Source organism: Streptomyces sp. Edi4 (assembly GCF_040253615.1).
In the GTDB taxonomy this organism is placed as follows: Bacteria; Actinomycetota; Actinomycetes; order Streptomycetales; family Streptomycetaceae; genus Streptomyces.
Window position 1 is genome coordinate 1186072 of record NZ_JBEJGY010000004.1, and the last position, 19691, is coordinate 1205762.

General features: G+C 72.8%; 21 protein-coding genes. 10 read left to right on the forward strand and 11 right to left on the reverse strand.

Annotated features, from left to right (window positions below; translation table 11 throughout):
• Positions 1 to 396: 396 nt before the first annotated feature.
• From ABR738_RS07360 to ABR738_RS07370, 3 genes are all read right to left on the reverse strand, one after another.
• Positions 397 to 969 carry a helix-turn-helix domain-containing protein gene (locus ABR738_RS07360; RefSeq protein WP_350229171.1) on the reverse strand — a complete coding sequence of 191 codons (573 nt, stop codon included), beginning with the start codon at positions 967 to 969 and terminating at the stop codon, positions 397 to 399.
• A gap of 123 nt (positions 970 to 1092) precedes the next feature.
• Entirely contained in the window at positions 1093 to 1836 is a 744-nt protein-coding gene (locus ABR738_RS07365; RefSeq protein WP_350229172.1) for an acyltransferase, read from the reverse strand.
• A gap of 70 nt (positions 1837 to 1906) precedes the next feature.
• Entirely contained in the window at positions 1907 to 2437 is a 531-nt protein-coding gene (locus tag ABR738_RS07370; protein WP_350229173.1) for a gamma carbonic anhydrase family protein, read from the reverse strand.
• A gap of 148 nt (positions 2438 to 2585) precedes the next feature.
• On the opposite strand from ABR738_RS07370, the gene ABR738_RS07375 reads away from it, so the two are divergent.
• The gene (locus ABR738_RS07375; protein WP_350229174.1) at positions 2586 to 3041 is read left to right on the forward strand and encodes an SRPBCC family protein; all 456 of its coding nucleotides are present in this window, start codon (positions 2586 to 2588) and stop codon (positions 3039 to 3041) included.
• A gap of 34 nt (positions 3042 to 3075) precedes the next feature.
• On the opposite strand, the gene ABR738_RS07380 is transcribed toward ABR738_RS07375, so the two are convergent.
• From ABR738_RS07380 to ABR738_RS07390, 3 genes are all read right to left on the reverse strand, one after another.
• Positions 3076 to 3723, reverse strand: coding sequence for a DedA family protein (locus ABR738_RS07380; RefSeq protein WP_350229175.1), 648 nt, complete (start codon positions 3721 to 3723; stop codon positions 3076 to 3078).
• Between the two features lie 74 nt (positions 3724 to 3797).
• The gene (locus ABR738_RS07385; protein WP_350229176.1) at positions 3798 to 6296 is read right to left on the reverse strand and encodes a beta-glucosidase family protein; all 2499 of its coding nucleotides are present in this window, start codon (positions 6294 to 6296) and stop codon (positions 3798 to 3800) included.
• 247 nt (positions 6297 to 6543) lie between these two features.
• Positions 6544 to 6981, reverse strand: a complete 438-nt coding sequence (locus ABR738_RS07390) for a DUF4442 domain-containing protein (protein WP_350234465.1) — start codon at positions 6979 to 6981, stop codon at positions 6544 to 6546.
• Between the two features lie 110 nt (positions 6982 to 7091).
• Between ABR738_RS07390 and ABR738_RS07395 the strand changes: the two genes are divergently transcribed.
• Positions 7092 to 8123, forward strand: coding sequence for a DUF8017 domain-containing protein (locus ABR738_RS07395; RefSeq protein ID WP_350229177.1), 1032 nt, complete (start codon positions 7092 to 7094; stop codon positions 8121 to 8123).
• Between the two features lie 59 nt (positions 8124 to 8182).
• Positions 8183 to 9487, forward strand: coding sequence for an MFS transporter (locus ABR738_RS07400; RefSeq protein ID WP_350229178.1), 1305 nt, complete (start codon positions 8183 to 8185; stop codon positions 9485 to 9487).
• Here the strand turns inward: ABR738_RS07400 and ABR738_RS07405 are convergent.
• The 3 genes from ABR738_RS07405 to tuf form a co-directional block, all read right to left on the reverse strand.
• Positions 9449 to 10240, reverse strand: a complete 792-nt coding sequence (locus tag ABR738_RS07405; protein WP_350234466.1) for a spermidine synthase — start codon at positions 10238 to 10240, stop codon at positions 9449 to 9451. The genes ABR738_RS07400 and ABR738_RS07405 overlap by 39 nt on opposite strands.
• A 118-nt stretch (positions 10241 to 10358) precedes the next feature.
• Positions 10359 to 11198 (reverse strand): patatin-like phospholipase family protein, encoded by an 840-nt coding sequence (locus ABR738_RS07410; protein WP_350229179.1) that lies wholly within the window; start codon positions 11196 to 11198, stop codon positions 10359 to 10361.
• Positions 11199 to 11266: 68 nt separating this feature from the next.
• Positions 11267 to 12451, reverse strand: a complete 1185-nt coding sequence (gene tuf / locus ABR738_RS07415; protein WP_350229180.1) for an elongation factor Tu — start codon at positions 12449 to 12451, stop codon at positions 11267 to 11269.
• Positions 12452 to 12883: 432 nt separating this feature from the next.
• On the opposite strand from tuf, the gene ABR738_RS07420 reads away from it, so the two are divergent.
• A complete protein-coding gene (locus ABR738_RS07420; protein WP_350229181.1) occupies positions 12884 to 13597 on the forward strand; it encodes a TVP38/TMEM64 family protein in 714 nt (237 codons plus the stop codon).
• A 547-nt stretch (positions 13598 to 14144) separates the two neighbouring features.
• The gene (locus ABR738_RS07425) at positions 14145 to 15017 is read left to right on the forward strand and encodes an undecaprenyl-diphosphate phosphatase (protein ID WP_350229182.1); all 873 of its coding nucleotides are present in this window, start codon (positions 14145 to 14147) and stop codon (positions 15015 to 15017) included.
• Between the two features lie 29 nt (positions 15018 to 15046).
• Here ABR738_RS07425 and ABR738_RS07430 read toward each other — a convergent pair whose 3' ends face one another.
• Entirely contained in the window at positions 15047 to 15424 is a 378-nt protein-coding gene (locus tag ABR738_RS07430; RefSeq protein ID WP_350229183.1) for a hypothetical protein, read from the reverse strand.
• Positions 15425 to 15643: 219 nt separating this feature from the next.
• Between ABR738_RS07430 and ABR738_RS07435 the strand changes: the two genes are divergently transcribed.
• The 4 genes from ABR738_RS07435 to ABR738_RS07450 all read left to right on the forward strand — a co-directional run bounded on the left by ABR738_RS07435 (position 15644) and on the right by ABR738_RS07450 (position 18166).
• Positions 15644 to 15820 carry a hypothetical protein gene (locus ABR738_RS07435; protein ID WP_350229184.1) on the forward strand — a complete coding sequence of 59 codons (177 nt, stop codon included), beginning with the start codon at positions 15644 to 15646 and terminating at the stop codon, positions 15818 to 15820.
• 157 nt (positions 15821 to 15977) lie between these two features.
• The gene (locus ABR738_RS07440; RefSeq protein ID WP_350229185.1) at positions 15978 to 16178 is read left to right on the forward strand and encodes a hypothetical protein; all 201 of its coding nucleotides are present in this window, start codon (positions 15978 to 15980) and stop codon (positions 16176 to 16178) included.
• A 52-nt stretch (positions 16179 to 16230) separates the two neighbouring features.
• Positions 16231 to 17031, forward strand: a complete 801-nt coding sequence (locus ABR738_RS07445) for a GNAT family N-acetyltransferase (RefSeq protein ID WP_350229186.1) — start codon at positions 16231 to 16233, stop codon at positions 17029 to 17031.
• A gap of 43 nt (positions 17032 to 17074) precedes the next feature.
• Positions 17075 to 18166 carry an IS630 family transposase gene (locus tag ABR738_RS07450; protein ID WP_350229187.1) on the forward strand — a complete coding sequence of 364 codons (1092 nt, stop codon included), beginning with the start codon at positions 17075 to 17077 and terminating at the stop codon, positions 18164 to 18166.
• 99 nt (positions 18167 to 18265) lie between these two features.
• On the opposite strand, the gene ABR738_RS07455 is transcribed toward ABR738_RS07450, so the two are convergent.
• Positions 18266 to 19051, reverse strand: a complete 786-nt coding sequence (locus tag ABR738_RS07455; protein ID WP_350229188.1) for a crotonase/enoyl-CoA hydratase family protein — start codon at positions 19049 to 19051, stop codon at positions 18266 to 18268.
• An 83-nt stretch (positions 19052 to 19134) separates the two neighbouring features.
• Between ABR738_RS07455 and ABR738_RS07460 the strand changes: the two genes are divergently transcribed.
• On the forward strand, positions 19135 to 19614 hold the full coding sequence (locus tag ABR738_RS07460; protein ID WP_350229189.1) for a nuclear transport factor 2 family protein: 480 nt from the start codon (positions 19135 to 19137) through the stop codon (positions 19612 to 19614).
• The last annotated feature ends 77 nt before the right edge of the window (positions 19615 to 19691 follow it).

Below are 19691 nucleotides of genomic sequence, written 5' to 3' on the forward strand. Positions count from 1 at the left end.
AACGCGGCTCGTGGGACGGTGTGGGCCTGGGGGGCGTCGCGCGACGCGACCGGGCGCCGCGCCCGTGGGCGCTCACGCGCCACGGGCGACCGGTCCGGCCACGGCCGCCCCCTGGGACAGCCCAACGGCCCCGACCCGTGCCCGGGTTCGGCGTCGGCGCCCAAACCACCCGCATGAGTGGTTTCGGCACAGAGGGAAACAAAGGGAAGCGGCTCGCTCCGCACCCCCAGCCGCGGGAGCGACGATAGTCACCCTCCACCAGGAGCGGGGCCGATTACCAGATACGGGCGGGAAATCATCCCAAACGTGCGGGTGAACCGGACGAAGTGCGTACGTGGATGGTCACCGGGCGCGCCCCGCCTGCCTTTTCGCGTACGCCGCTCACCCGTTCAGCGTTCAGCGTTCATAGGGGACCGATACCGCCATCGTCATCTCGACCGGCTCGGGGCCCTCATTGCCGTAGGTGTGCGCCGTGTTGGCCTCGAACGAGGCCGAATGCCCGGCCGGGATGCGGTGGTCGACGCCGTCCACCCGCAGGGTGAGCGTGCCGCGCGTGACATGGATGAGCTCGATGGTGCCGCCCGGGTGGGGGTCGGAGGGGCTGGCGTCGCCGGGCTCCAGGTGCCAGTGCCACAATTCGAGCGGGCCGGGCGCCTCGGTACCGGCGAGCAGCACACTGTGGCTGCCCCGCTCGCTCGACCAGAGCCGGACGGCCTGTTCGGGCGGGACGACGCGCACGGTGGGGCCGCTCTCGTAGTCGAGCAGGGTGGTGATGCTCACGCCGAGCGCGTCACCGATCTTGACCACGGTGCCCACGCTGGGGTTGGTCCTGGCCTGCTCGATCTGGATGAGCATGCCGCGGCTGACTCCGGCGCGGGCCGCGAGCGCGTCCAGCGTGAAGCCGCGCTCGGTGCGCCAGCGCTTGACGCTGCGGGCCAGTGACTGGGTCAGCAGTTCGAGGTCCGACACATTCCGTCCAAGGGGTGGGCCCGGGAAGGCCGTCCAGTACCGCGATGACGGAGTCCAATATATTGCACCACGCTCCGGTGCGGCCGCCGTCCCGCGACGACCACTCCTGGTGCCGCCCGCCCCTCAGGCCTCTTCGGCGGTCAACTCCGCGACGGCCAGGAGCTGTTCGGGCGTGACGCCTTCCGGGATGGGCACCGGCGCGGGGGTCCGCAGCGGCGGCTGCCAGCCGTCGCGCTCGTCCCAGGTGCGCACGATCCTGGCGGGCGCGCCCGCCACCACCGCGTGGTCGGGCACCTCACCGCGTACGACCGCGCCCGCGGCCACGACCACGTTGCGGCCGAGCCGGGCGCCGGGCAGCACCACCGCGCCCGTGCCGAGCCAGCAGCCGGGGCCGATCTCCACGGGCTCCATGCGCGGCCACTGCTTGCCCACGGGCTGGTGCGGGTCGTCGTAGCTGTGGTTGGTGGAGGTGATGTAGACGTACGGGCCGCAGTAGGTGTCCGAGCCGATGGAGACGGTCGTGTCGGCTATGACATGGCTGCCCCGCCCGAGCACGACCCCGTTGCCCAGGGTCAGGATCGGCTCGGCGCCGAGGTCGAGCCCCGGCATCATGCCGGCGGTCAGGGTGACCTGCTCGCCGATGACGCAGTGGTCGCCCAGTTCGATCCAGGGCTCGCCGAACACCGTGCCCTGCGGAAAGGCGAGGCGGGTCCCGGGTCCGATCCTGCGAAAGCGCAGCCGGCCCGGGTGCTCGGCGGTGACCGCGCCCGCCTCCTTGATCAGGCCCCAACCGCCGTGGACCGCGCGGGAGGCGATCTCGCGCCGCCAGGCGGTCAGCGATGAGAACGTGTTTCTGTTCTTGGGCACCCGCTCACGGTACTCACCGCCGCCCCGGTCGCTCACCGCCGACACCTGTGATCTTCCGCTCAGCGCGGGATCAGCCGGCGTGCGCCGCGCGGTGGTCCTCGGCGAGGCCGACATACATCAGGGCGTTGACCTTGATCCCCTCGCGCTCCTCGTCGCTCAGCGCGCGCCGCACCTTCGCCGGTACGCCCGCGACCAGCGAGCCCGGCGGTACGTTCATGCCCTGCGGCACCAGCGCGTGCGCGGCGACCAGCGAACCCGCCCCGATCCGGGCCCCGTTGAGGACGGTGGCGCCCATGCCGACCAGGACGTCGTCCTCCACGGTGCAGCCGTGCAGGACCGTGTTGTGCCCGACGGTGACCCGCGCGCCGACCGTGACCGGGAAGCCCGGGTCCACATGCACGGTGCAGTTGTCCTGGATGTTGCTCCCGGCGCCGACGACGATGGGCCCGCAGTCGGCCCGCAGCACCGCGTGGTACCAGACGCTCGCCCCCTCGGCCAGGGTCACCTCGCCGAGCACCACCGATGTGGGTGCGGTGAATGCGGTCGGGGCGATCTCGGGCGACTTGCCGCCCACGGCCCTGACCAACGCCTGCTCTGCCATGCGCCACTCCTTGTACGGATTGCATCGCGCCGCCCTCACGCTGGGCGACCGGGTCGGGGCCCGCGTGGCCGGGGCCCGCCCGGGCCGGGTGCGGGGCACGGCGGACGGCCTGCGGCCCGCGCGCGCCCTGGCCGCATACCATCGCGCGATGGCACTCTTCCAGATCGACCGCCGTACCCCGCTCGCCCCCGCCGAGGCGTGGCGGCGGCTCACCGACTGGGAACGGCACGGCGAGGGCGTCCCGTTGACGCGGATCGTCGTGCGCACCGCGCCGCCCACGGGCTCGGGCACGCTCTTCGTGGCCCGCACCGGTCCGGGGCGGCTTGGTTTCGAGGACCCGATGGAGGTCACCCGCTGGCAGCCGCCGGTCCCGGGTGCCCCGGGCCGGTGCCGGCTGGAGAAGCGGGGCCGTGCGATCACGGGCTGGGCAGAGATCGAGGTGGGGGCGGCGGGGCCTGGGGCGTATGTGGTCTGGCGTGAGGAGCTTCGGGTACGCGCAGTGCCGCGCGCCCTCGATCCGTTGATCGCGGTGGCGGGCCGCCTCGTGTTCGGCCGCGCCATGAGAATGCTGCTGCGGACCGGCCCCGGAACCGGCCCCGCGTGAGGCTCCGCGCCGGGCCCCCGCCGCGATGGTCCGCTCAGTCCCCGGCCGACACGTTCTCGTGCGCGGCCTCCGCCTGCGCCATGGACTTCTTCGCCCGGTTCTTGACGACCAGCATCGAGGCGACCCCGATGAGCAGGGCCGCCACCAGGCCCAGGTAGGAGAAGTTCTTCAGCCAGGACTCGGCGACGATGCCGAGGTAGTAGATGACGGCGGTCGTGCCGCCGGCCCAGCAGATGCCGCCGAGCAGGTTGGCGATGAGGAACTTCCAGTACGGCATGTGCAGGACGCCCGCGAGCGGTCCCGCGAAGATCCGCAGGAGGGCGATGAAGCGGCCGAAGAACACGGCCCACATGCCCCACTTCTGGAAGGACCGTTCCGCCATGGCGACATGGCCCTCGCTGAAGTGCTTGGGGAACTTCTCCCCGAGCCAGGCGATGAGCGGCCTGCCGCCCTTGCGGCCGATGGCATAGCCGATCGAGTCACCGATCACGGCGCCGGCCGTCGCACAGGCCCCGAGCACCACCGGGTCGATGTGTCCCTGCTGCGAGGCCAGCAGCGCCGCGCTGACCAGGACGATCTCGCCGGGCAGCGGGATGCCGAGGCTTTCGACACCGATGACGAGCGCCACCAGGAGATAGACACTGACGGCGGGGATGTGCTCCAGCCACTCCTGGATGTGCAACGCGCTTCCTCCCGCTCGCGCCGGGCCAAAACCCGGCGTGCGCCCCCCTGGCGCACGCCGGGAAGCCTACCCGGTCAGGGCCTGGGGCCGGCCGCGCCCGATCGGACCTTGCCACGACCGGCCAGGCGCGTCTCGCGCGCGGAGACACCCACGCTCACCTCGCGTGTTCCGGTGCCGAGCACCCAGCCGTGCCGGCCCGGGTCCCAGGAGGAGAGCGAGCGGGCCGTGACGCGGACGGTCACCCGCTGGGCGGCGCCCGGCTCCAGTTCGAGGCGGCGGTAGCCGGCCAGGGCGCGCCGGGCCTGAGCCAGGCGCAGGTCGGGCGAGGGGCCGACATAGACCTGGGCCACCGTGACGCCCGCGCGGCGCCCGGTGTTGCGGACGGTGAAGGTGACCGCGAGCCCGTCGCCGTCGGGCCGCACGCTCAGGCCCGAGTAGGCGAAGGTCGTGTAGGAGAGGCCGTGCCCGAAGGGGAAGAGCGGGGTCACACCTTCGGCGTCGTACCAGCGGTATCCGAGGTGGATGCCCTCGGAGTACTCCTGGGTGCCGTCCACGCCTGGGTAGCGCCGCCGGTCGCCGGCCACCGGGTGGTGCTCGTCGGACGCGGGGAAGGTCTGGGTGAGCCGGCCGCCGGGGTCGCAGTCCCCGAACAGGACTGCGGCAGTGGCCTCGGCGCCCTCCTGGCCCGGGTAATACATCTGGAGCACGGCGCCCGCGCTCGCCAGCCACGGCATGGTCGTGCTCGACGAGGTGTTGAGCACCACCGTGGTCCGCGCGTTGGCGGCGGTGACCGCCGCGATCAGCTCGTTCTGGTGGCCGGGCAGGGCGAGGCCGGCCCGGTCGGCGCCCTCGGTGGCGTCCTCGTACGCGAACAGCACGACGCTCGCGGCCGCGCGGGCCACGCGCACCGCGTCGGCGACGTCACCGGCGCGGGTGGCCCCGGTGGTGCGGCGCAGCCGGAAGAGCTGGCCCGCGGCGCCGCCCTTGGCCGTGATGGTGAGCCGGTGCTTCCCGGCGGTGAGCCGGAGGGTGCCCCGGCGGACCTGGAGGCCGTCGGGTGCGGCGCCCACGAGTCCCCCGCCGAAGAGTTCGAGGAGACCGGGGGCGGGCGGGAAGAGATCGGTGCCGTCCAGGACCACTGTGGGGCGCTCGCCCGAGTAGTGGATGACGAAGGTCCACTCGTCGGGCTCGGTGACATCGAGGGTGCCCTCAAAGGTCCAGGTGGCGCCGGCGGCGACGCGCAGGCCCTCGAAGTCGGCGCCCGGCGATGTGGCGGGCAGGGGCTTGCCGTACAGGTCCTCCCCCATCGCGTAACCGATGTCGGCGCCTTGTCCGGCCCGGGCGGTGAGGGCCTCCAGCGGGGTCCGCGCGCGGTCGGGCACGACGTGCGCGCTGCCGCCGCCGCCGATGAACGGGTAGATCGCGGTGGGGCCGATCACCGCGATGGCGCGGGCGGCGGCGCCGGTGAGCGGCAGGGTGGCCGCGCGGTTGTGCAGCAGGGTCGCGCCCGCCTTGGCGACCTTGAGCGCGACATCCGCCCCGGCCTCTGGGTCGCGTCCGGGCCGGGCGGGCGGCTGCCCGTCGAGCAGCGAGAAACGTTCCATGACGCCGAGCACACGGCGTACGGCACGGTCGACGAGCGCTTCGGTGACGCTGCCCGCGCTGATGGCACGCCGCAGCGCGCCCCCGAAGTAGGTGCCGCTCGGCATCTCCAGATCGAGTCCTGCGCTGAGTGAGGCGGCGGTGCTGTGCGCGGCGAACCAGTCGGTCATCACCAGGCCGTCGAAGCCCCAGGCGTCGCGCAGGATGTCGTTCAGAAGTGGCTTGTTCTCGCAGGCCCAGGCCCCGTTGACCTTGTTGTACGCGCCCATCACGGCGCCCGTACCGGCGGTGACGGCCGCCTCGAAGCCGCGCAGCTCCATTTCGTGGAGCGGCTGTTCGGCGATCCGCACATCGATGGACGTGCGGTCCTGTTCCTGGTTGTTCAGGGCGAAGTGCTTGACGGTGGCGATCAATCCCTGGCTCTGGATGCCCCGGATCTCCTCGGCCACCAGGTCCGCGCTGAGCAGGGGGTCCTCGGAGAACGTCTCGAAGTTCCGCCCGGCATAAGGGGTCCTGATGAGGTTGACCATGGGCGCGAGGATGACGTCCTGGCCGAGCGCGCGTCCCTCGCGGCCGAGCACTTCGCCGTACGCGCGGGCGAGCGCGGGGTCGAAGGCGGCGGCGAGCATCACCGGCGCCGGCAGGGCGGTGGCGTGCGCCTTGACGCGGACGCCCGCGGGGCCGTCGGCCAGCCGGAGCGGGGGGATCGCGAGGCGGGGCACGCCCGGCAGGTAGCCGGCCTGGCCGAGGCCGTGGGGGTCACCGGCGCCGTGCAGGAGGGAGATCTTCTCGTCCAGGGTGAGGCGGCCGATCAGCGTCTCGACCCGGGGCGAGGCGTCGGGCGCGGTCCGGGCCCCGGGGAGCGCGACGGCGGGCGCGGGGGCGGCCAGGGTGCCGGTCGCGGCGGTCGCGACCGTGACGGCGCCGCCGAGCAGACGCAGTGCTGACCTTCGGGAAACCGGGTCGGACATGGACCGTCACTCCTTTGTGCGCGGGCACGCCGTGGAGGGCCGCGGCACGACCGGCGGTCTGTGTTCACTGGGTGAACGCACTATGCTTCACGACCCAGTTGACCCACCGTCAGGCGCCACGAGGGCCGCGCAAGCTAGGACCGTCCGGCGCAAGAACGGCGCCCGGGCGATCGGTCCCCGGCGCGGAACGCCGAAGGCGCCCCGGCGGTGGCCGGGACGCCTTGGGGATCGAGCCGTGCGCCGATGGTCAGGAGTTGGGGCGCAGGGTCCACACAACGGTCATCTCGCCGGTGACGGCACCGTCCGCGCGCTGGATCTCGATGTGGACCGGGAACTCGGGGCGCTGTCCCGCGTCGAGGTCGGCCACCACGTCGGCGATCGGGCGGCCCAGCGTGGCGGTCGCGGTGACGACGCCCATGGCGAGTTTCTTGTAGCCGATTTCCGCCTTGACGGCCAGCGGCACCGCACGGCTCATCTGGTCGCCGAAGGCGGCGATGACGATGGCGCCGCTCGCGGACTCGGCGAGCGTGAACATCGCTCCGGCGTGCGGGCCGCCGACGTGGTTGTGGTAGTCGGGCTGGTCCGGCAGGCGCACCACGGCACGCTCGGGGGTGGTCTCGAGGAATTCCAGGTTGAGGGTCCTCGCCATGGGGACGGTGGCGGCGAGCATCTCGCCCACGGACATCTGATCAGCGCTCATGGGGCCCGATGTTACCCATGGGTAGCGACCGTTGGCCATCCCCCGCCGGGGGCGGCCGTGGCAGGTGTCGTACCGCCCCTCTATGGTTACTGGCCATGTGGCCAGGACAGCAGCCGCCCGGGGGCGAGCAGAACCCGCGGGATCCGAATCAGAACCCGTACCAGCAGCCGGGGTACCAGCAACCGAATCCCTACCAGCAGCCGGGACAGCAGCCCGCGCAGCGCGGGTATCCGCCGCAGGGTTATCAGACGCCCAACCCCTACCAGCAGCCGACGGTGCCGCAGTACCCCGTGGGCGGTCCGCCCGGGTCCCCGCAGCCGCCGCAGAAGAACGACAAGAAGAAGACCACCGTCATCGCCATCGTGGCGGCCGCCGCCGTGGTCGTCGCCGCGGCCGTGACCGGCGTGGTGGTCCTCAAGGACGACGGCAAGAGCACCAGCCAGGCCGACGGCAAGGACAAGAAGTCGCCTTCGCCCTCCGGCCCGGCGGCGCCGTCCTCCGCCGCGCCCAACCCGCGCGGCGCGGGCAACGACGTCAAGCCGGTCATCGCGGGCTGGAAGGTCGTCGTGAACCCCAGCCGGGGTGACGCCTTCGACGTGCCGCCGGACTGGGAGGTCGCGAGTTCGGGCATGAGCGTCGGCTGGTCCGACAAGGCGGACCCCAACGGGTTCGGCGGCATGATGATGTCCGCGCCCGCCTACTACAAGTCCAAGTGGTGCACGAGCAAGAGCGACAGCGGCCGCGACGAGAACACCGCGCTCGCCAGCGTCGGCACCAAGGGCGCCAACGGCGCCAAGTCGACCGACGACGCGGCCGAGCAGGCGGACGACTGGCTGTACTTCGCCTACACCCAGCCGGACAAGGACCACATCACTTCGGAGAAGCCGGTCCCCTACACGACCAAGTCCGGTCTTCAGGGCAGCGTGGTCCGCGCCAAGACGACGGGCGTCAAGAAGACGGACAAGTGCTCCACCGACGGCCAGTCCGTGCTGTTCGGCTTCAAGACCCCCAAGGGCGACCTCGCGGCCTGGAGCCTCATCGCCAACACCGGTGTGCCCGACGCGGTCTCCGAGGACACCATCCAGAAGATCCTCAGCACCATCCGCCTGGTACCCGCCTCCTCCTGAGGCGCCTCCTGGCAGCAAACCGTTTGGCCGCACGGGGCGGCGGAGGCGATAGTCCCTAAGTGACTTCCGCTTCCGCCGTCCTTCCCTCGCGTCCGGGCCGCCCCTCCTGGGGCGGCCGCAACTACACCTTGCTGACCGCGGCGGCGGTCGTCACCAACCTGGGCAGCCAAGGGGCTCTGATCGCGGCCGCGTTCGCGGTCCTCGAATCCGGCGGGAGCGGCGGCGACGTGGGTCTGGTCGCGGCGGCCCGTACCGTGCCGCTCGTGCTGTTCCTCCTGGTGGGCGGCGCGCTGGCGGACCGGCTGCCGCGGCACCGGGTGATGGTCGCCGCCAACGCCCTCAACTTCCTTTCGCAGGGCGCCTTCGCACTGCTCGTCCTCGCGGGAGAGCCCCGGCTGTGGCAGATGATGGCCCTGTCCGCGCTCGGCGGGGTGGGCCAGGCCTTCTTCGGGCCCGCTTCCGAGGGCATGCTCATGTCCACCGTGCGCGGCGAGGACGCCGGGCGGGCGTTCGCGTTCTACCGGATGGCGATGCATGGCGCGGGCATCGGCGGTGCCGCTCTCGGCGGCGCCCTCATCGCGGTCCTCGGCGCGGGCTGGGTGCTCGCGATCGACGCGGCGGCCTTCGCCGTGGCGGGCGCGCTGCGGGCCTTCCTCGACGTGAGCCACATCCCGGCGCGCGCGGCGGGCGGCGGGATGGTCTCCGACCTGCGCGAGGGCTGGCGCGAGTTCGCCGGCCGGCCCTGGCTCTGGTCGATCGTGGTGCAGTTCGCGGTGGTCAACGCCGTGGTCGCGGCGGCCGAGGCGGTGTACGGACCGCTGGTGGCGCGGGACGAGCTGGGCGGACCCGGGCCGTGGGGATTCGCGCTCGCGGCGTTCGGCGCCGGCACGCTGGGCGGCGCCTTCCTGATGACGCGCTGGAAGCCGCGCCGACTGCTGCTCGCGGGCAGCCTGTGCGTCTTCCCGCTGGCCCTGCCCTCGGCCGCGCTCGCGGTGCCGCTGCCTGTGGCGGCGCTCGCCGGCGTCATGCTCCTGACCGGTGTCTCGGTCGAGGTCTTCGGCGTCTCGTGGATGACCGCGCTCAGCCAGGAGATCCCGGAGGAGAAGCTGTCCCGCGTCTCCGCCTACGACTGGCTCGGCTCGATCGCCATGGTGCCCCTGGCCACCGCGCTGGCCGGCCCCGCCCAGGACGCGGTGGGCCGCACGCCCGCGCTGTGGGGCTGCTCCGCGCTGGTCGCGCTGCTCACCGCCGCCGTCCTGTGCGTGCCGGACGTACGCCGTCTGACCCGCCGCACCACCACGGTGACGGCCGGCGCGCCGCTCGGCTCAGCCGACGCTGAAGGCGCCGTCGGGCGGCTCGGGTGAGGGCCGCGCGTCCGCGTCGGTGACCGGCTGGGCATCCCCGACGAAGCGGCGCAGTGACGCACCGTGCTCGACTCTGGCCGGGAAGGCGTCCCCCGCCGTGCGCCGGGCCAGCGCCGCCACATCCAGGGGGCGCGCCGAGGCGAGCAGCACCGCGTTGCCGAAGCGGCGCCCGCGCAGCACCGACGGCTCGGCGATCAACGCGACGTCCGCGAACACCGCCTGGAACGTAGCGAGTTGGGAGCGCAGGAAGGCGAACGGCGCGCCGTCGGCGAGGTTGGCGGCGTACAGACCGCCGGGCCGCAGGACCCGCTCGGCCTCCCTCGCGTACGCGAGTGAGGTGAGGTGCCCCGGCACCCGCGAGCCGGTGAAGACGTCCGCGACGAGCAGGTCCACCGAGGCGGCCGGCGCGCGCCCGGCCCACTCTCTCGCGTCCATCGCGTGCAGCGTGATCCCGGACCGTGGCGGAAGGGGCAGGTGTTCGCGGACGAGCCGGACCAGCGCGCGGTCGGCGTCCACCACGTCCTGGCGCGAGCCGGGCCTGGTCGCGGCGACATAGCGGGGCAGCGTGAGCGCGCCGCCGCCGAGGTGCAGCACGTCCAGCGGCTCGCCCTCGCTCGCCGCGCAGTCCACGACGTGCGCGAGGCGGCGCAGGTACTCGAACTCGATGTACGTGGGGTCGTCGAGATCCACGTACGACTGCGGGGCGCCGTCCACCGTCAGCAGCCAGGCGCGCTCGCGGTCGATGTCGGGCATCAGCTTGGCGGTGCCGCCGTCGACCTCCCGGACGACGGGTATCGGCTCGGCGCGCGGGTCGTCGTTCACCGTCCCATTGTGCGCCCCCCGAACCAGCCGGGGGCGACGGGCCGCGGCCTCACCCCCACAGCGCCTTGACCGCGTCGGCGTGCGCGGGCGCCTGGGCCAGACCCGCCCTTGCCGCGGGAGCACGCCGCGCCGGGTCGAGGGTGCCGCGCCCGAAGGCCTTCTTCGCGGCGGCGTCGGGGGTGATGAGCACCACCCGGGCGCCCTCGGCGGTGAGCCGGGCCGCCTGCGCGGCCGGCGACTCGAGCGGCCCGCCGCCCTGCGGGCTGGGGGCGATGATCACCACGCGGCGGCAGCCGGCGGCCAGCTGGGCGTTGGCCGTGGAGTGCAGGCCGCCGTCCATCCAGCGGCGCCCCTCGATGGTGACGGGCGGCCACACCAGCGGCACGGCGCAGCTCGCCGCGACCGCGTCGACGAGCGGTACGCCGCTGTCCCGGTCGAAGACCCTCAGCTCGCCGGTGTCCACGGCGACCGACGTGATCCTCAGGGCCCGCTCGGGCCACTCGTGCGAGAGCAGCCGCTCGGCGATGACCGCGCGCCGCTCGGACTCGGCCGGGGCGGGCGCGGCGAGGGCCATCCGGCCGAGCTTCACGCCGTAGGCCTCGGGAGTACGAGAGGTGAGCAGCGCCCGCGCGTAACGGAAGATCCTGCCCGGACCGAGGCTTGCGCCGGTCTCCCCGCGCGGGCTTGCCAGTTGGCGCTCGTACAGCTCCCCGAGACCGCCGGGGCGCGCCCCGATGTTCACGCCGACGACGGAGCCCGCCGAGCTCCCGATCACCAGAGCGGCGTCGGTCACGTCCACGCCCGCTTCGGCGAGGCCGTGCAGGATGCCGATCTCCCAGCCCACGCCGGTGAGCCCGCCCGAACCGAGTACCAGCGCCGTGTCATCCATGATCACAGTGTGCCGTGCCGCCAACGGCCCGCCGCCACCAGGGTGTTGGTGGCGGGCGGACCGGACGGTCACAGGACCGTGGCGACCGTCCCGGCGCCGACGGTTCGGCCGCCCTCGCGGATGGCGAAGCCGAGCCCCGGCTCCAGCGGGGTGTCACGGTCGAGCTCCACCGTCATGGTGACCGTCTCACCGGGCCGCGCGACGGCGAGTTCGCCGAGGTCCACGTCGCCGGCCACGTCCGCGGTGCGCAGGTAGAACTGCGGGCGGTAGCCGGTGGCGATGGGCGTGGAGCGGCCGCCCTCGCGGGTGGACAGGACGTACACCTGGGCGGTGAACCTGCGGCTCGGTATGACGCTGCCGGGCTCGGCGGCCACGTGCCCCCTGCGCACCGCGTCGCGTGGCACCCCGCGCAGGAGCAGCGCGACGTTGTCGCCCGCCTGCGCGCGGTCCATCGGTTTGCCGAATGTCTCAAGGCCGGTGACCACCGACTCCACGTCGGCACCCAGGACATGGACCCGGTCTCCGACCCGCACCGTGCCGCGTTCGACGGCGCCGATCACGACGGTGCCGCGCCCGGTGATGGTGAGCACGTTCTCGACCGGCAGCAGGAACGGCGCGTCCACATAGCGCTCGGGCAGCGGCACGTAGGTGTCAACGGCGTCGAGCAGCGCGCCGATCGCCTCCGTCCACCGCTGCTCGCCCGCAAGCGCCTTGAGGCCGGAGACGCGCACGACGGGCACGGCGTCGCCGCCGTAACCGTGGGCCGAGAGCAGGTCGCGCACCTCGAGCTCGACGAGGTCGGTCAGTGCCGCGTCCTCGCCGTCGTCGACGGCGTCCGCCTTGTTGAGCGCCACCACGATGTGGTTGACGCCCACTTGGCGGGCGAGCAGGACGTGCTCGGCGGTCTGCGGCATGACGCCGTCGAGCGCCGATACGACGAGGATCGCCCCGTCGAGCTGGGCGGCGCCCGTGACCATGTTCTTGACGTAGTCGGCGTGGCCCGGCATGTCGACGTGCGCGTAGTGACGGGTGTCGGTCTCGTACTCGACGTGCGCGAGGTTGATGGTGATGCCGCGGGCGGCCTCCTCCGGGGCCCGGTCGATGCGGTCGGACGGGACGAACCGGGTGGCGCCGTCCCGCTCGGCGAGGACTTTGGTGATGGCGGCGGTCAGGGTCGTCTTGCCGTGGTCGACATGGCCCATGGTGCCGATGTTGAGGTGGGGCTTGGTGCGTACGTATGCCGTCTTGGGCATGGCTGAGTGTCCCTCGCGTGGTCGCGGAGCTGAGCTGGGACCCCTGGGTCCGGCCGACCCTCCCCGTGCGGGGTCCGCCGGAATGTCCGGGAAGGGTCAGCTTCGGGCGCAGCCGTGGGGCGCTGCGGACGCGACGGCGTCGGTGGCCGTGAGGACGGCAGCCTTCGGCGCGTCCGCGATCGCGGACGGCACTGCGAGGAAGGCGTACCTGGACATGTCGCCGATCATCCCTGGTGGGCGGCGCCGCGTCGAATGGTTTTCCCCACAGGGAGTTGGGGCGCGGAGGCCGGCAAACCAGGTTTCCGTCTGGAGGCGGTGAGCACGAGATGCCGGGCGGCGGGCGGCGGCATGGAACGTCACTTACGGCGGGCGGGCGGCGGTATGGAACGTCGCTTACGGCGAGCGGGCGCCCGGGTCGGTTACTCTCCCCGGATGTTCGAGCCCGCTGCCCGACCCCTGTCCGGCCTCGCCGTCCGCTGCGGCAGAGCCCTGCTCTCGCCCTGGTCGCGGTTCGCGCTGCTCGTGCTGGTGCTCGCGGCCGCCGGGTCCGCCGTGCTCGTCCTCCAGCCGCAGCGGCTGCTCGCCGACGGCTGGCCGCCGCACGTGGGCGGGGCGGGCGCGATGGCGCTCTTCGCGGTGGCGTACGGGCTGTGCACCGCCGCGTTCGTGCCCCGCCCTCTCCTCAACCTGGCCGCCGGCGCCCTCTTCGCCACCCAGGCCGGACTCGTCTGCGCGCTCGCGGGCACGGTGCTCGGCGCGGGCATCTCCTTCGGCCTGGTCCGGGTGCTCGGACAGGACGCGCTGCGCCCACTGCTGCGCGGACGCTGGCTGACGGCGGCGGACGGTCAGCTGTCGCGGCACGGGTTCCGTTCGATGATGGCGATCCGCCTTTTCCCCGGAGTCCCGTTCGCCGCCGCCAACTACTGCGCGGCCGTCTCACGCATGGGGTGGACGCCCTTCCTGCTGGCGACCGGGCTGGGCTCGGTGCCCAACACTCTGGCGTACGTGATCGCGGGCAGCAGCGCGTCGTCACCGACCTCGCCCGCGTTTGTCATCGCGATGGGCTTCATCGTCCTGAGCGGCGTGGCCGCCGCGGCCGTCGCCTGGCGCAAACGGCACGGGCTGCGGCGGCGCGGGACGCAGTGACGCGGGGCACGGTGACATCGGGCGCGGTGACACGGAGCGCGGTGACATCGGGCGCGGTGACACGGAGCGCGGTGGCGCCGGCCGCGGTGGCGCGATGACGCCGGGCGCGGTGACGTCGGGCGCGGTGACGTCGGGCGATGTCGGAGTGGTGACGCCTCGGGTGTGATGTCCGCGGCGGCCTCGCAGGAGGGGGCCCGGGCTCGCCCCAGCAGACGTGGCGCCCGGGGTTACGTCGCCGGAGCGGCGGCCGAGTTACGTCGCGGCGCGGCGTCCGGGTTACCTCGCAGGAGTGGCGGCCAGGTCACCCCTTCGGGGACGTGAGGCCCGGGTCGTCCCGGCGGACGTGGTGCCCACGCGCGCACCCCGCACCCCCCCTTCCCCCAAGACGCAGCCGCACGGCAACCGCGCGTTCACCCGCCGTCGCTACCGTGCCCCTCGATCCGCGCGAGATCACCGGCGCGGCCGTGCGGCCACGCGGGCGCCCCGGCCGGCCCGGTGGTGCCCGGCCGGCTCTCGCCCCGACCCCTCTTGGATGGCGCAGCAACCCATGTCTTGGTTCGAATCGTTCATACTCGGGCTCGTCCAGGGTCTTACGGAGTTCCTGCCCATCTCCTCCAGCGCCCATCTGCGCCTGACCGCCGCGTTCGCCGGCTGGCACGACCCGGGTGCCGCGTTCACCGCCATCACCCAGATCGGCACGGAGACGGCCGTGCTCATCTACTTCCGCGCGGACATCGCGCGCATCGTCTCCACCTGGTTCCGCTCGCTCACCAACCGTTCGCTGCGCGGTGACAGCGACGCGCGCATGGGCTGGCTCGTCATCGTGGGCTCGATTCCGATCGGGGTGCTGGGCCTCGTCCTGAAGGACCAGATCGCCACCTCCTTCCGCGATCTGCGGGTGATCGCGACCACGCTCGTGGTGATGGGTGTCGTGCTGGGCGTCGCCGACCGTCTCGCGGCGCGTGACGAGTCCGGCGGGCGCCACCGCGCGGCCAGGGAACGCAAGTCGCTGAATGAGCTCAGCACCCGCGACGGCCTGACCTACGGAGTGTGCCAGGCCATGGCGCTCATCCCCGGCGTCTCCCGCTCCGGCGCCACCATCAGCGGCGGTCTCCTGATGGGCTACACCCGTGAGGCGGCGGCGCGTTACTCCTTTCTGCTCGCCGTCCCGGCCGTCCTCGCCTCGGGCGTCTTCGAGTTGAAGGACGCGGGCGGGCCCGGGCAGGCTCCGATGCTTCCCACCCTGTTCGCGGCGGTCATCGCCTTCGCAGTGGGTTACGCGGTCATCGCGTGGTTCATGTCCTTCATCTCCAGCAAGAGCTTCATGCCGTTCGTGCTCTACCGCATCGTGCTGGGCGTCGCCCTGTTCGCCCTCATCGGCGCCGGACTGCTCGAGCCGGACGCGGGCGGCGGGCTCTGAACGGGCCGCCCGATCACGGCGGTTGGGCCTCAGCCGGCCGCGGGGCCCGGCCCGTCCCCCTTCAGCTCCTCCGCGCGCAGCGCCAGGTCCTGGAGCACATCGGCCGACGACACCTCCTGCCGGCCCGAGTCGTGGACCTCGGCGAGGGCCACGAACGCCAGGCTGAAGGCGCCCACAAGCTGGCGGATCGCGCCACCCACCTCGCGCGCCATGAGCGTCGCCATCTCCTGCGGGGTGGCCTCGGCCGGGATCTCGACGCGCGGCATCGTCTCGTTGAGCAGGGCGGTGACGATGCCGATCTCGGTGTCCCGGCCGCCCCGTTCGCCGTTCTCCTCGATGCGGCGGCGGTAGTCCCCCGCCTCGGTGAGGATGCCGATCACGCGCTTGAGAACCTCGCTCTGCTCCATGCCGCGAGGATAGGCGGCGCCCGCCGCCCCAGCACTCGGCAACGCCTCGCACGCGCCGCCCAGTTGAGCCACCCCGCCCACGGTCTGTCCGGATCATGCCCCCAACCCCCCTTTCCCTGCGCCCCTTCACCTGGCTTTCACCTGGCTCAACGCACATTTGCTGGCTGAGAGTTCCCACTCCGTGGCGCTGGGTCACCTCGTGGCCGTAGGCTTGGGCTCATGCCCCCGACTTTCGACCGCCGCTGCTTTCGCCCTGCCGACGTGGTGAACACGGAGATCCGCTCGCTGTGGGAGCAGTCCGACGGGCGCCTCTCGCCCGATGAGGAGGAGCGCTACCGGCGGCTCCTGATCGAGTGGGCCGCAGCGGTGAGGAGCGACGCGGCGCAGGCAGCCTGACCTCGCGCACGAACGGCTCGATCATGAGCCGGCGCGGCCTGATCCCGACCCCCCAAACCCCCCAAAGGCTGTGATCTTGACCACCCGGGACCCCTGTCACCTGCGCTTTGACACAAACGCGCCTCCGAAGCCGCAGCCCGGCCCGTAGCCTGGTCGCATGTCTTACTCCCCCGACCGGCCCGGCACCACGCCGCCCGACGCGGATGCCGCCAACGACGCCATCCGCGCGCTCGTCGACGGCGCGGACGGACAGTGGCCGGCCGAGGAGTACGAGCGGCTGCTCACCGAGTGGGCGGCGGCCGTGGGCGACGGCGCCCCACTCCCCGCCACGGTCACCCCCGCACGCGCCCAGGCCTGAGCCGCGCGCAATCCGGTTGCCGCGGCCGTACCCCCGGTGCTGGAGTGGCCGGATGCACACCGACTCCCTGAACAGCGCCCCTGGCGACGACCTGCTCGCCGTCTTCGACCGGCAGTTGCGGCAGAACGCCGGGCCCGACGGGCGCAGCACCCGGGTCGAGCGCGTCGGCCGCGTCGTACGGCAGGTGGGCCCCGCCCCCGCGTGGAACGGCATCATCTGGTCGGACCTGACTGCGGCCGACGCGGACGCCGAAATAGCCGCGCAGGTACGCCACTTCGCGTCCCTGGGGGTCGAGTGCGAGTGGAAGCTGTACGCCCACGACCGGCCCGCCGACCTGGGCCGGCGTCTGTTGACGGCCGGTTTCGAGGCGGAGCCCGAGGAGACCGTCATGGTCGCCCACGTCGCCGACCTCGCCCTCGACGTGACGCCGCCCCCGGGCATCACACTGCGCCCCGTGACGGACGCGGCGGGCGTGGACCTGATGACGGCCGTCCGCGACGCCGCTTTCGGCGGTGACTCCTCCTCCCTCAGGGAACGGCTGCTCACCCAGCTCGCCGAGGCCCCCGACACCATCGCCGCGGTCGTGGCCATGGCCGGGGACCTGCCCGTGAGCGCGGCCCGCATGGACTTCCACACCGGCACCGAGTTCGCCAGTCTGTGGGGCGGCGGCACCCGGCCCGAGTGGCGCGGCAAGGGCATCTACCGCGCCCTGGTCGCCCATCGCGCCCGTATCGCCGCCGAGCGCGGCTACCGCTACCTCCAGGTCGACGCCTCCGACCAGAGCCGCCCGATCCTGCGGCGCCTCGGCTTCACCCCGCTGACGGTCACGACGCCGTACCTCCTGCGCCCCTAGTGTTCTGAGTCGGGAATTCTGTTCAGATGTATAGGCTTGCTCTATGGCGCGGACGGGGCGGCCGAAGGCCGAGTTGACACTGTCGGATGCGGAACGGGCCGCACTCGAGGAATGGGTGCGGCGTCGTTCCACGCCGCAGGCGTGGGCCTTGCGATGTCGGATCATCCTGGGCTGTGCAACCGGTGCGTCGAACAAGGACGTTGCGGAGCAGTTGGGTTCGACGCCTCATGCGGTGGGCCGCTGGCGGGCCCGGTTCGTGCAGTACCGGATCGCCGGTCTGGGTGACATGCCACGTCCAGGCGGTCCCAGGACCGTGACGGACGAACAGGTCGCCGCGGTGGTCACCAGGACGCTGGAATCCACTCCCAAGAACGCGACGCACTGGTCGACGCGGTCGATGGCGAAGGAGATGGGCCTGTCGCAGTCGTCGGTGTCACGGATCTGGCGGGCGTTCGGCCTGCAGCCGCACCGCTCGGAGACCTTCAAGCTGTCGACCGATCCGTACTTCGTCGACAAGGTCCACGATGTCGTCGGCCTGTATCTGGACCCGCCCGAGCGGGCCCTGGTGTTCTGCGTGGATGAGAAGTCGCAGATCCAGGCGCTGGACCGGTCCCAGCCCGTGTTGCCGATGATGCCCGGGGTTCCCGAGCGGGCGACCCACGACTACGTCCGCGCCGGCACCACCACCCTGTTCGCCGCGCTTGAGGTCGCCACCGGCAAAGTGACCGGTTCCCCGCACCGCAGACATCGGGCCGAGGAGTTCAAAAAGTTCCTGATCAAGCTCGACAAGGAGGTACCCGCCGACCTGGATATCCACCTCATCTGCGACAACTACGCCACCCACAAGACCCCCGCGATCAAGAAGTGGCTGCTGGCCCATCCCCGGTTCCAACTGCACTTCACACCGACCGGCTCGTCCTGGCTGAACCTCGTCGAGCGATGGTTCGCCGAACTGACCAACAAGCAGATACGGCGAGGCGTCCACCGGTCCGTCCAGGCCCTGGAGAAGGACATCCGCAACTGGATCTCCGCCTGGAACACCGACCCGAAGCCCTACGTCTGGACGAAGACCGCGGACGAGATCCTCGAACGCCTCGCCAGTTATCTGAACAGAATTCCCGACTCAGAACACTAGGTCGTGTGTTCAAAGTCCCGTCCGGCTCGGGTCGGCCCCGCCGTCCGCCGGAGCCGGCGTGCCCGCGCGCCCGGGGCCGGCCCGCGCGAGCCGGCCCGTTCAGGCCGGCTCGTCGAACGCCCCGTGGCGCCCGGCGCCCGCCGCGAACCGCGCCGCCCCATCGGCCGCGTCCCGCAGCGCGTGAAAGCCGTGGCGCACCTCACCGAGGAGTGCTTCCCGCTCGCTCAGGCCCTCCTGTTCGAGCAGCGCCATCCGATCGTGGCGCAGACACGTCTGGGGGAAGGCGGCGATCTCCTCGGCCAGCCGCTGCGCCGCCGCGCGTGCCGTGCCGGTGGGTACGACGCGGGTGGCGAGGCCGATGGCGTGGGCCTCCGCCGCGTCCACCGGGCGCCCGGTGAGGATCAGGTCCATGGCGCGGCCCGCCCCGATGAGGCGGGGCAGCCGCACCGTGCCGCCGTCGATCAGCGGGACGCCCCAGCGCCGGCAGAAGACCCCGAACACGGCGTCCTGCTCCACCACCCGCAGATCGCACCAGAGCGCGAGTTCGAGCCCGCCCGCCACCGCGTGCCCGGCGACGGCCGCGATCACCGGCTTGGACAGCCGCAGCCGGGTCGGGCCCATCGGGCCGTCGCCGTCCTCGGACACCGTGTTGGCGCGTTCGGTGCCCATCGCCTTGAGGTCGGCGCCCGCGCAGAACGTACCGCCCTCGCCCCACAGCACCGCGACCGCCGCGTGCTCATCCGCCTCGAAGGCGCGGAAGGCGTCGGCGAGCGCCCGCGCGGTGGGGCCGTCCACCGCGTTGCGCGCGCCGGGGCGCGACAGCACCACCGTCGTGACCGGTCCGTGCCGTTCGCTGCGTACCGCCGGAGCGCTCGTGTCCGTCATGACGCCACGGTTAACACGGCGCGCCAACAAGCCACAAGCGCGGAGCCCTTGGAGTTGTCGGCCGGGAGGCGGAGACTGACCCGATGACGCAGCGTGTGGATCTCGGGACCCTCTTGGACCGGCTGGCCATCGACGAACTCATCACCGGATACGCCGCGGCCGTCGACGACGGGGACTGGACCGCCTACCGCGCCCTGTTCGCCGCCGACGGCCGCGCCGACTACCGCGCGGCGGGCGGCATCGAGGGGCCGGCCGAGGAGGTGGCGCGCTGGCTCGGTGAGACGCTGCGGCTCTTCCCCGTCCGCCAGCACCTGATCACCAACCGGCGGCTCACCCTTCAGGATCTCGGCGGCTACCCGGGCGACCGGGCCGAGCTGCGCGCCGACTACCTCAACCCGATGTGTCGCGGCGCGAAGGACGGCGCCGCGCCGCCCGCGCCCGACTTCGAGGCCGGCGGGCGTTACGCGTTCTCGCTGGTCCGCACCGAGGGGGGCTGGCGGCTGCGGGCCGTGACCGTGCATGAGAAGTGGCGGCGGACCTCGGGTGCGTTCGGCGGGGCGTAAGGGGGAGGCGGAGCGCGCGGGGCCGCCGCGCCCACCTGTGCGCGGCCGCCGTTCTCCCCCACACTGGCGGGAGGACG

Coding starts and splice junctions, on each gene's coding strand:
- ABR738_RS07370 (WP_350229173.1), bottom strand. CDS start 2,437: ATGGCAGAGCAGGCGTTGGTCAGGGCCGTGGGCGGCAAGTCGCCCGAG.
- ABR738_RS07375 (WP_350229174.1), top strand. CDS start 2,586: ATGGCACTCTTCCAGATCGACCGCCGTACCCCGCTCGCCCCCGCCGAG.
- ABR738_RS07385 (WP_350229176.1), bottom strand. CDS start 6,296: ATGTCCGACCCGGTTTCCCGAAGGTCAGCACTGCGTCTGCTCGGCGGC.
- ABR738_RS07390 (WP_350234465.1), bottom strand. CDS start 6,981: ATGTCCGTGGGCGAGATGCTCGCCGCCACCGTCCCCATGGCGAGGACC.
- ABR738_RS07395 (WP_350229177.1), top strand. CDS start 7,092: ATGTGGCCAGGACAGCAGCCGCCCGGGGGCGAGCAGAACCCGCGGGAT.
- ABR738_RS07405 (WP_350234466.1), bottom strand. CDS start 10,240: ATGCCCGACATCGACCGCGAGCGCGCCTGGCTGCTGACGGTGGACGGC.
- ABR738_RS07410 (WP_350229179.1), bottom strand. CDS start 11,198: ATGGATGACACGGCGCTGGTACTCGGTTCGGGCGGGCTCACCGGCGTG.
- tuf (WP_350229180.1), bottom strand. CDS start 12,451: ATGCCCAAGACGGCATACGTACGCACCAAGCCCCACCTCAACATCGGC.
- ABR738_RS07420 (WP_350229181.1), top strand. CDS start 12,884: ATGTTCGAGCCCGCTGCCCGACCCCTGTCCGGCCTCGCCGTCCGCTGC.
- ABR738_RS07425 (WP_350229182.1), top strand. CDS start 14,145: ATGTCTTGGTTCGAATCGTTCATACTCGGGCTCGTCCAGGGTCTTACG.
- ABR738_RS07430 (WP_350229183.1), bottom strand. CDS start 15,424: ATGGAGCAGAGCGAGGTTCTCAAGCGCGTGATCGGCATCCTCACCGAG.
- ABR738_RS07435 (WP_350229184.1), top strand. CDS start 15,644: ATGCCCCCGACTTTCGACCGCCGCTGCTTTCGCCCTGCCGACGTGGTG.
- ABR738_RS07440 (WP_350229185.1), top strand. CDS start 15,978: ATGTCTTACTCCCCCGACCGGCCCGGCACCACGCCGCCCGACGCGGAT.
- ABR738_RS07445 (WP_350229186.1), top strand. CDS start 16,231: ATGCACACCGACTCCCTGAACAGCGCCCCTGGCGACGACCTGCTCGCC.
- ABR738_RS07450 (WP_350229187.1), top strand. CDS start 17,075: ATGGCGCGGACGGGGCGGCCGAAGGCCGAGTTGACACTGTCGGATGCG.
- ABR738_RS07455 (WP_350229188.1), bottom strand. CDS start 19,051: ATGACGGACACGAGCGCTCCGGCGGTACGCAGCGAACGGCACGGACCG.
- ABR738_RS07460 (WP_350229189.1), top strand. CDS start 19,135: ATGACGCAGCGTGTGGATCTCGGGACCCTCTTGGACCGGCTGGCCATC.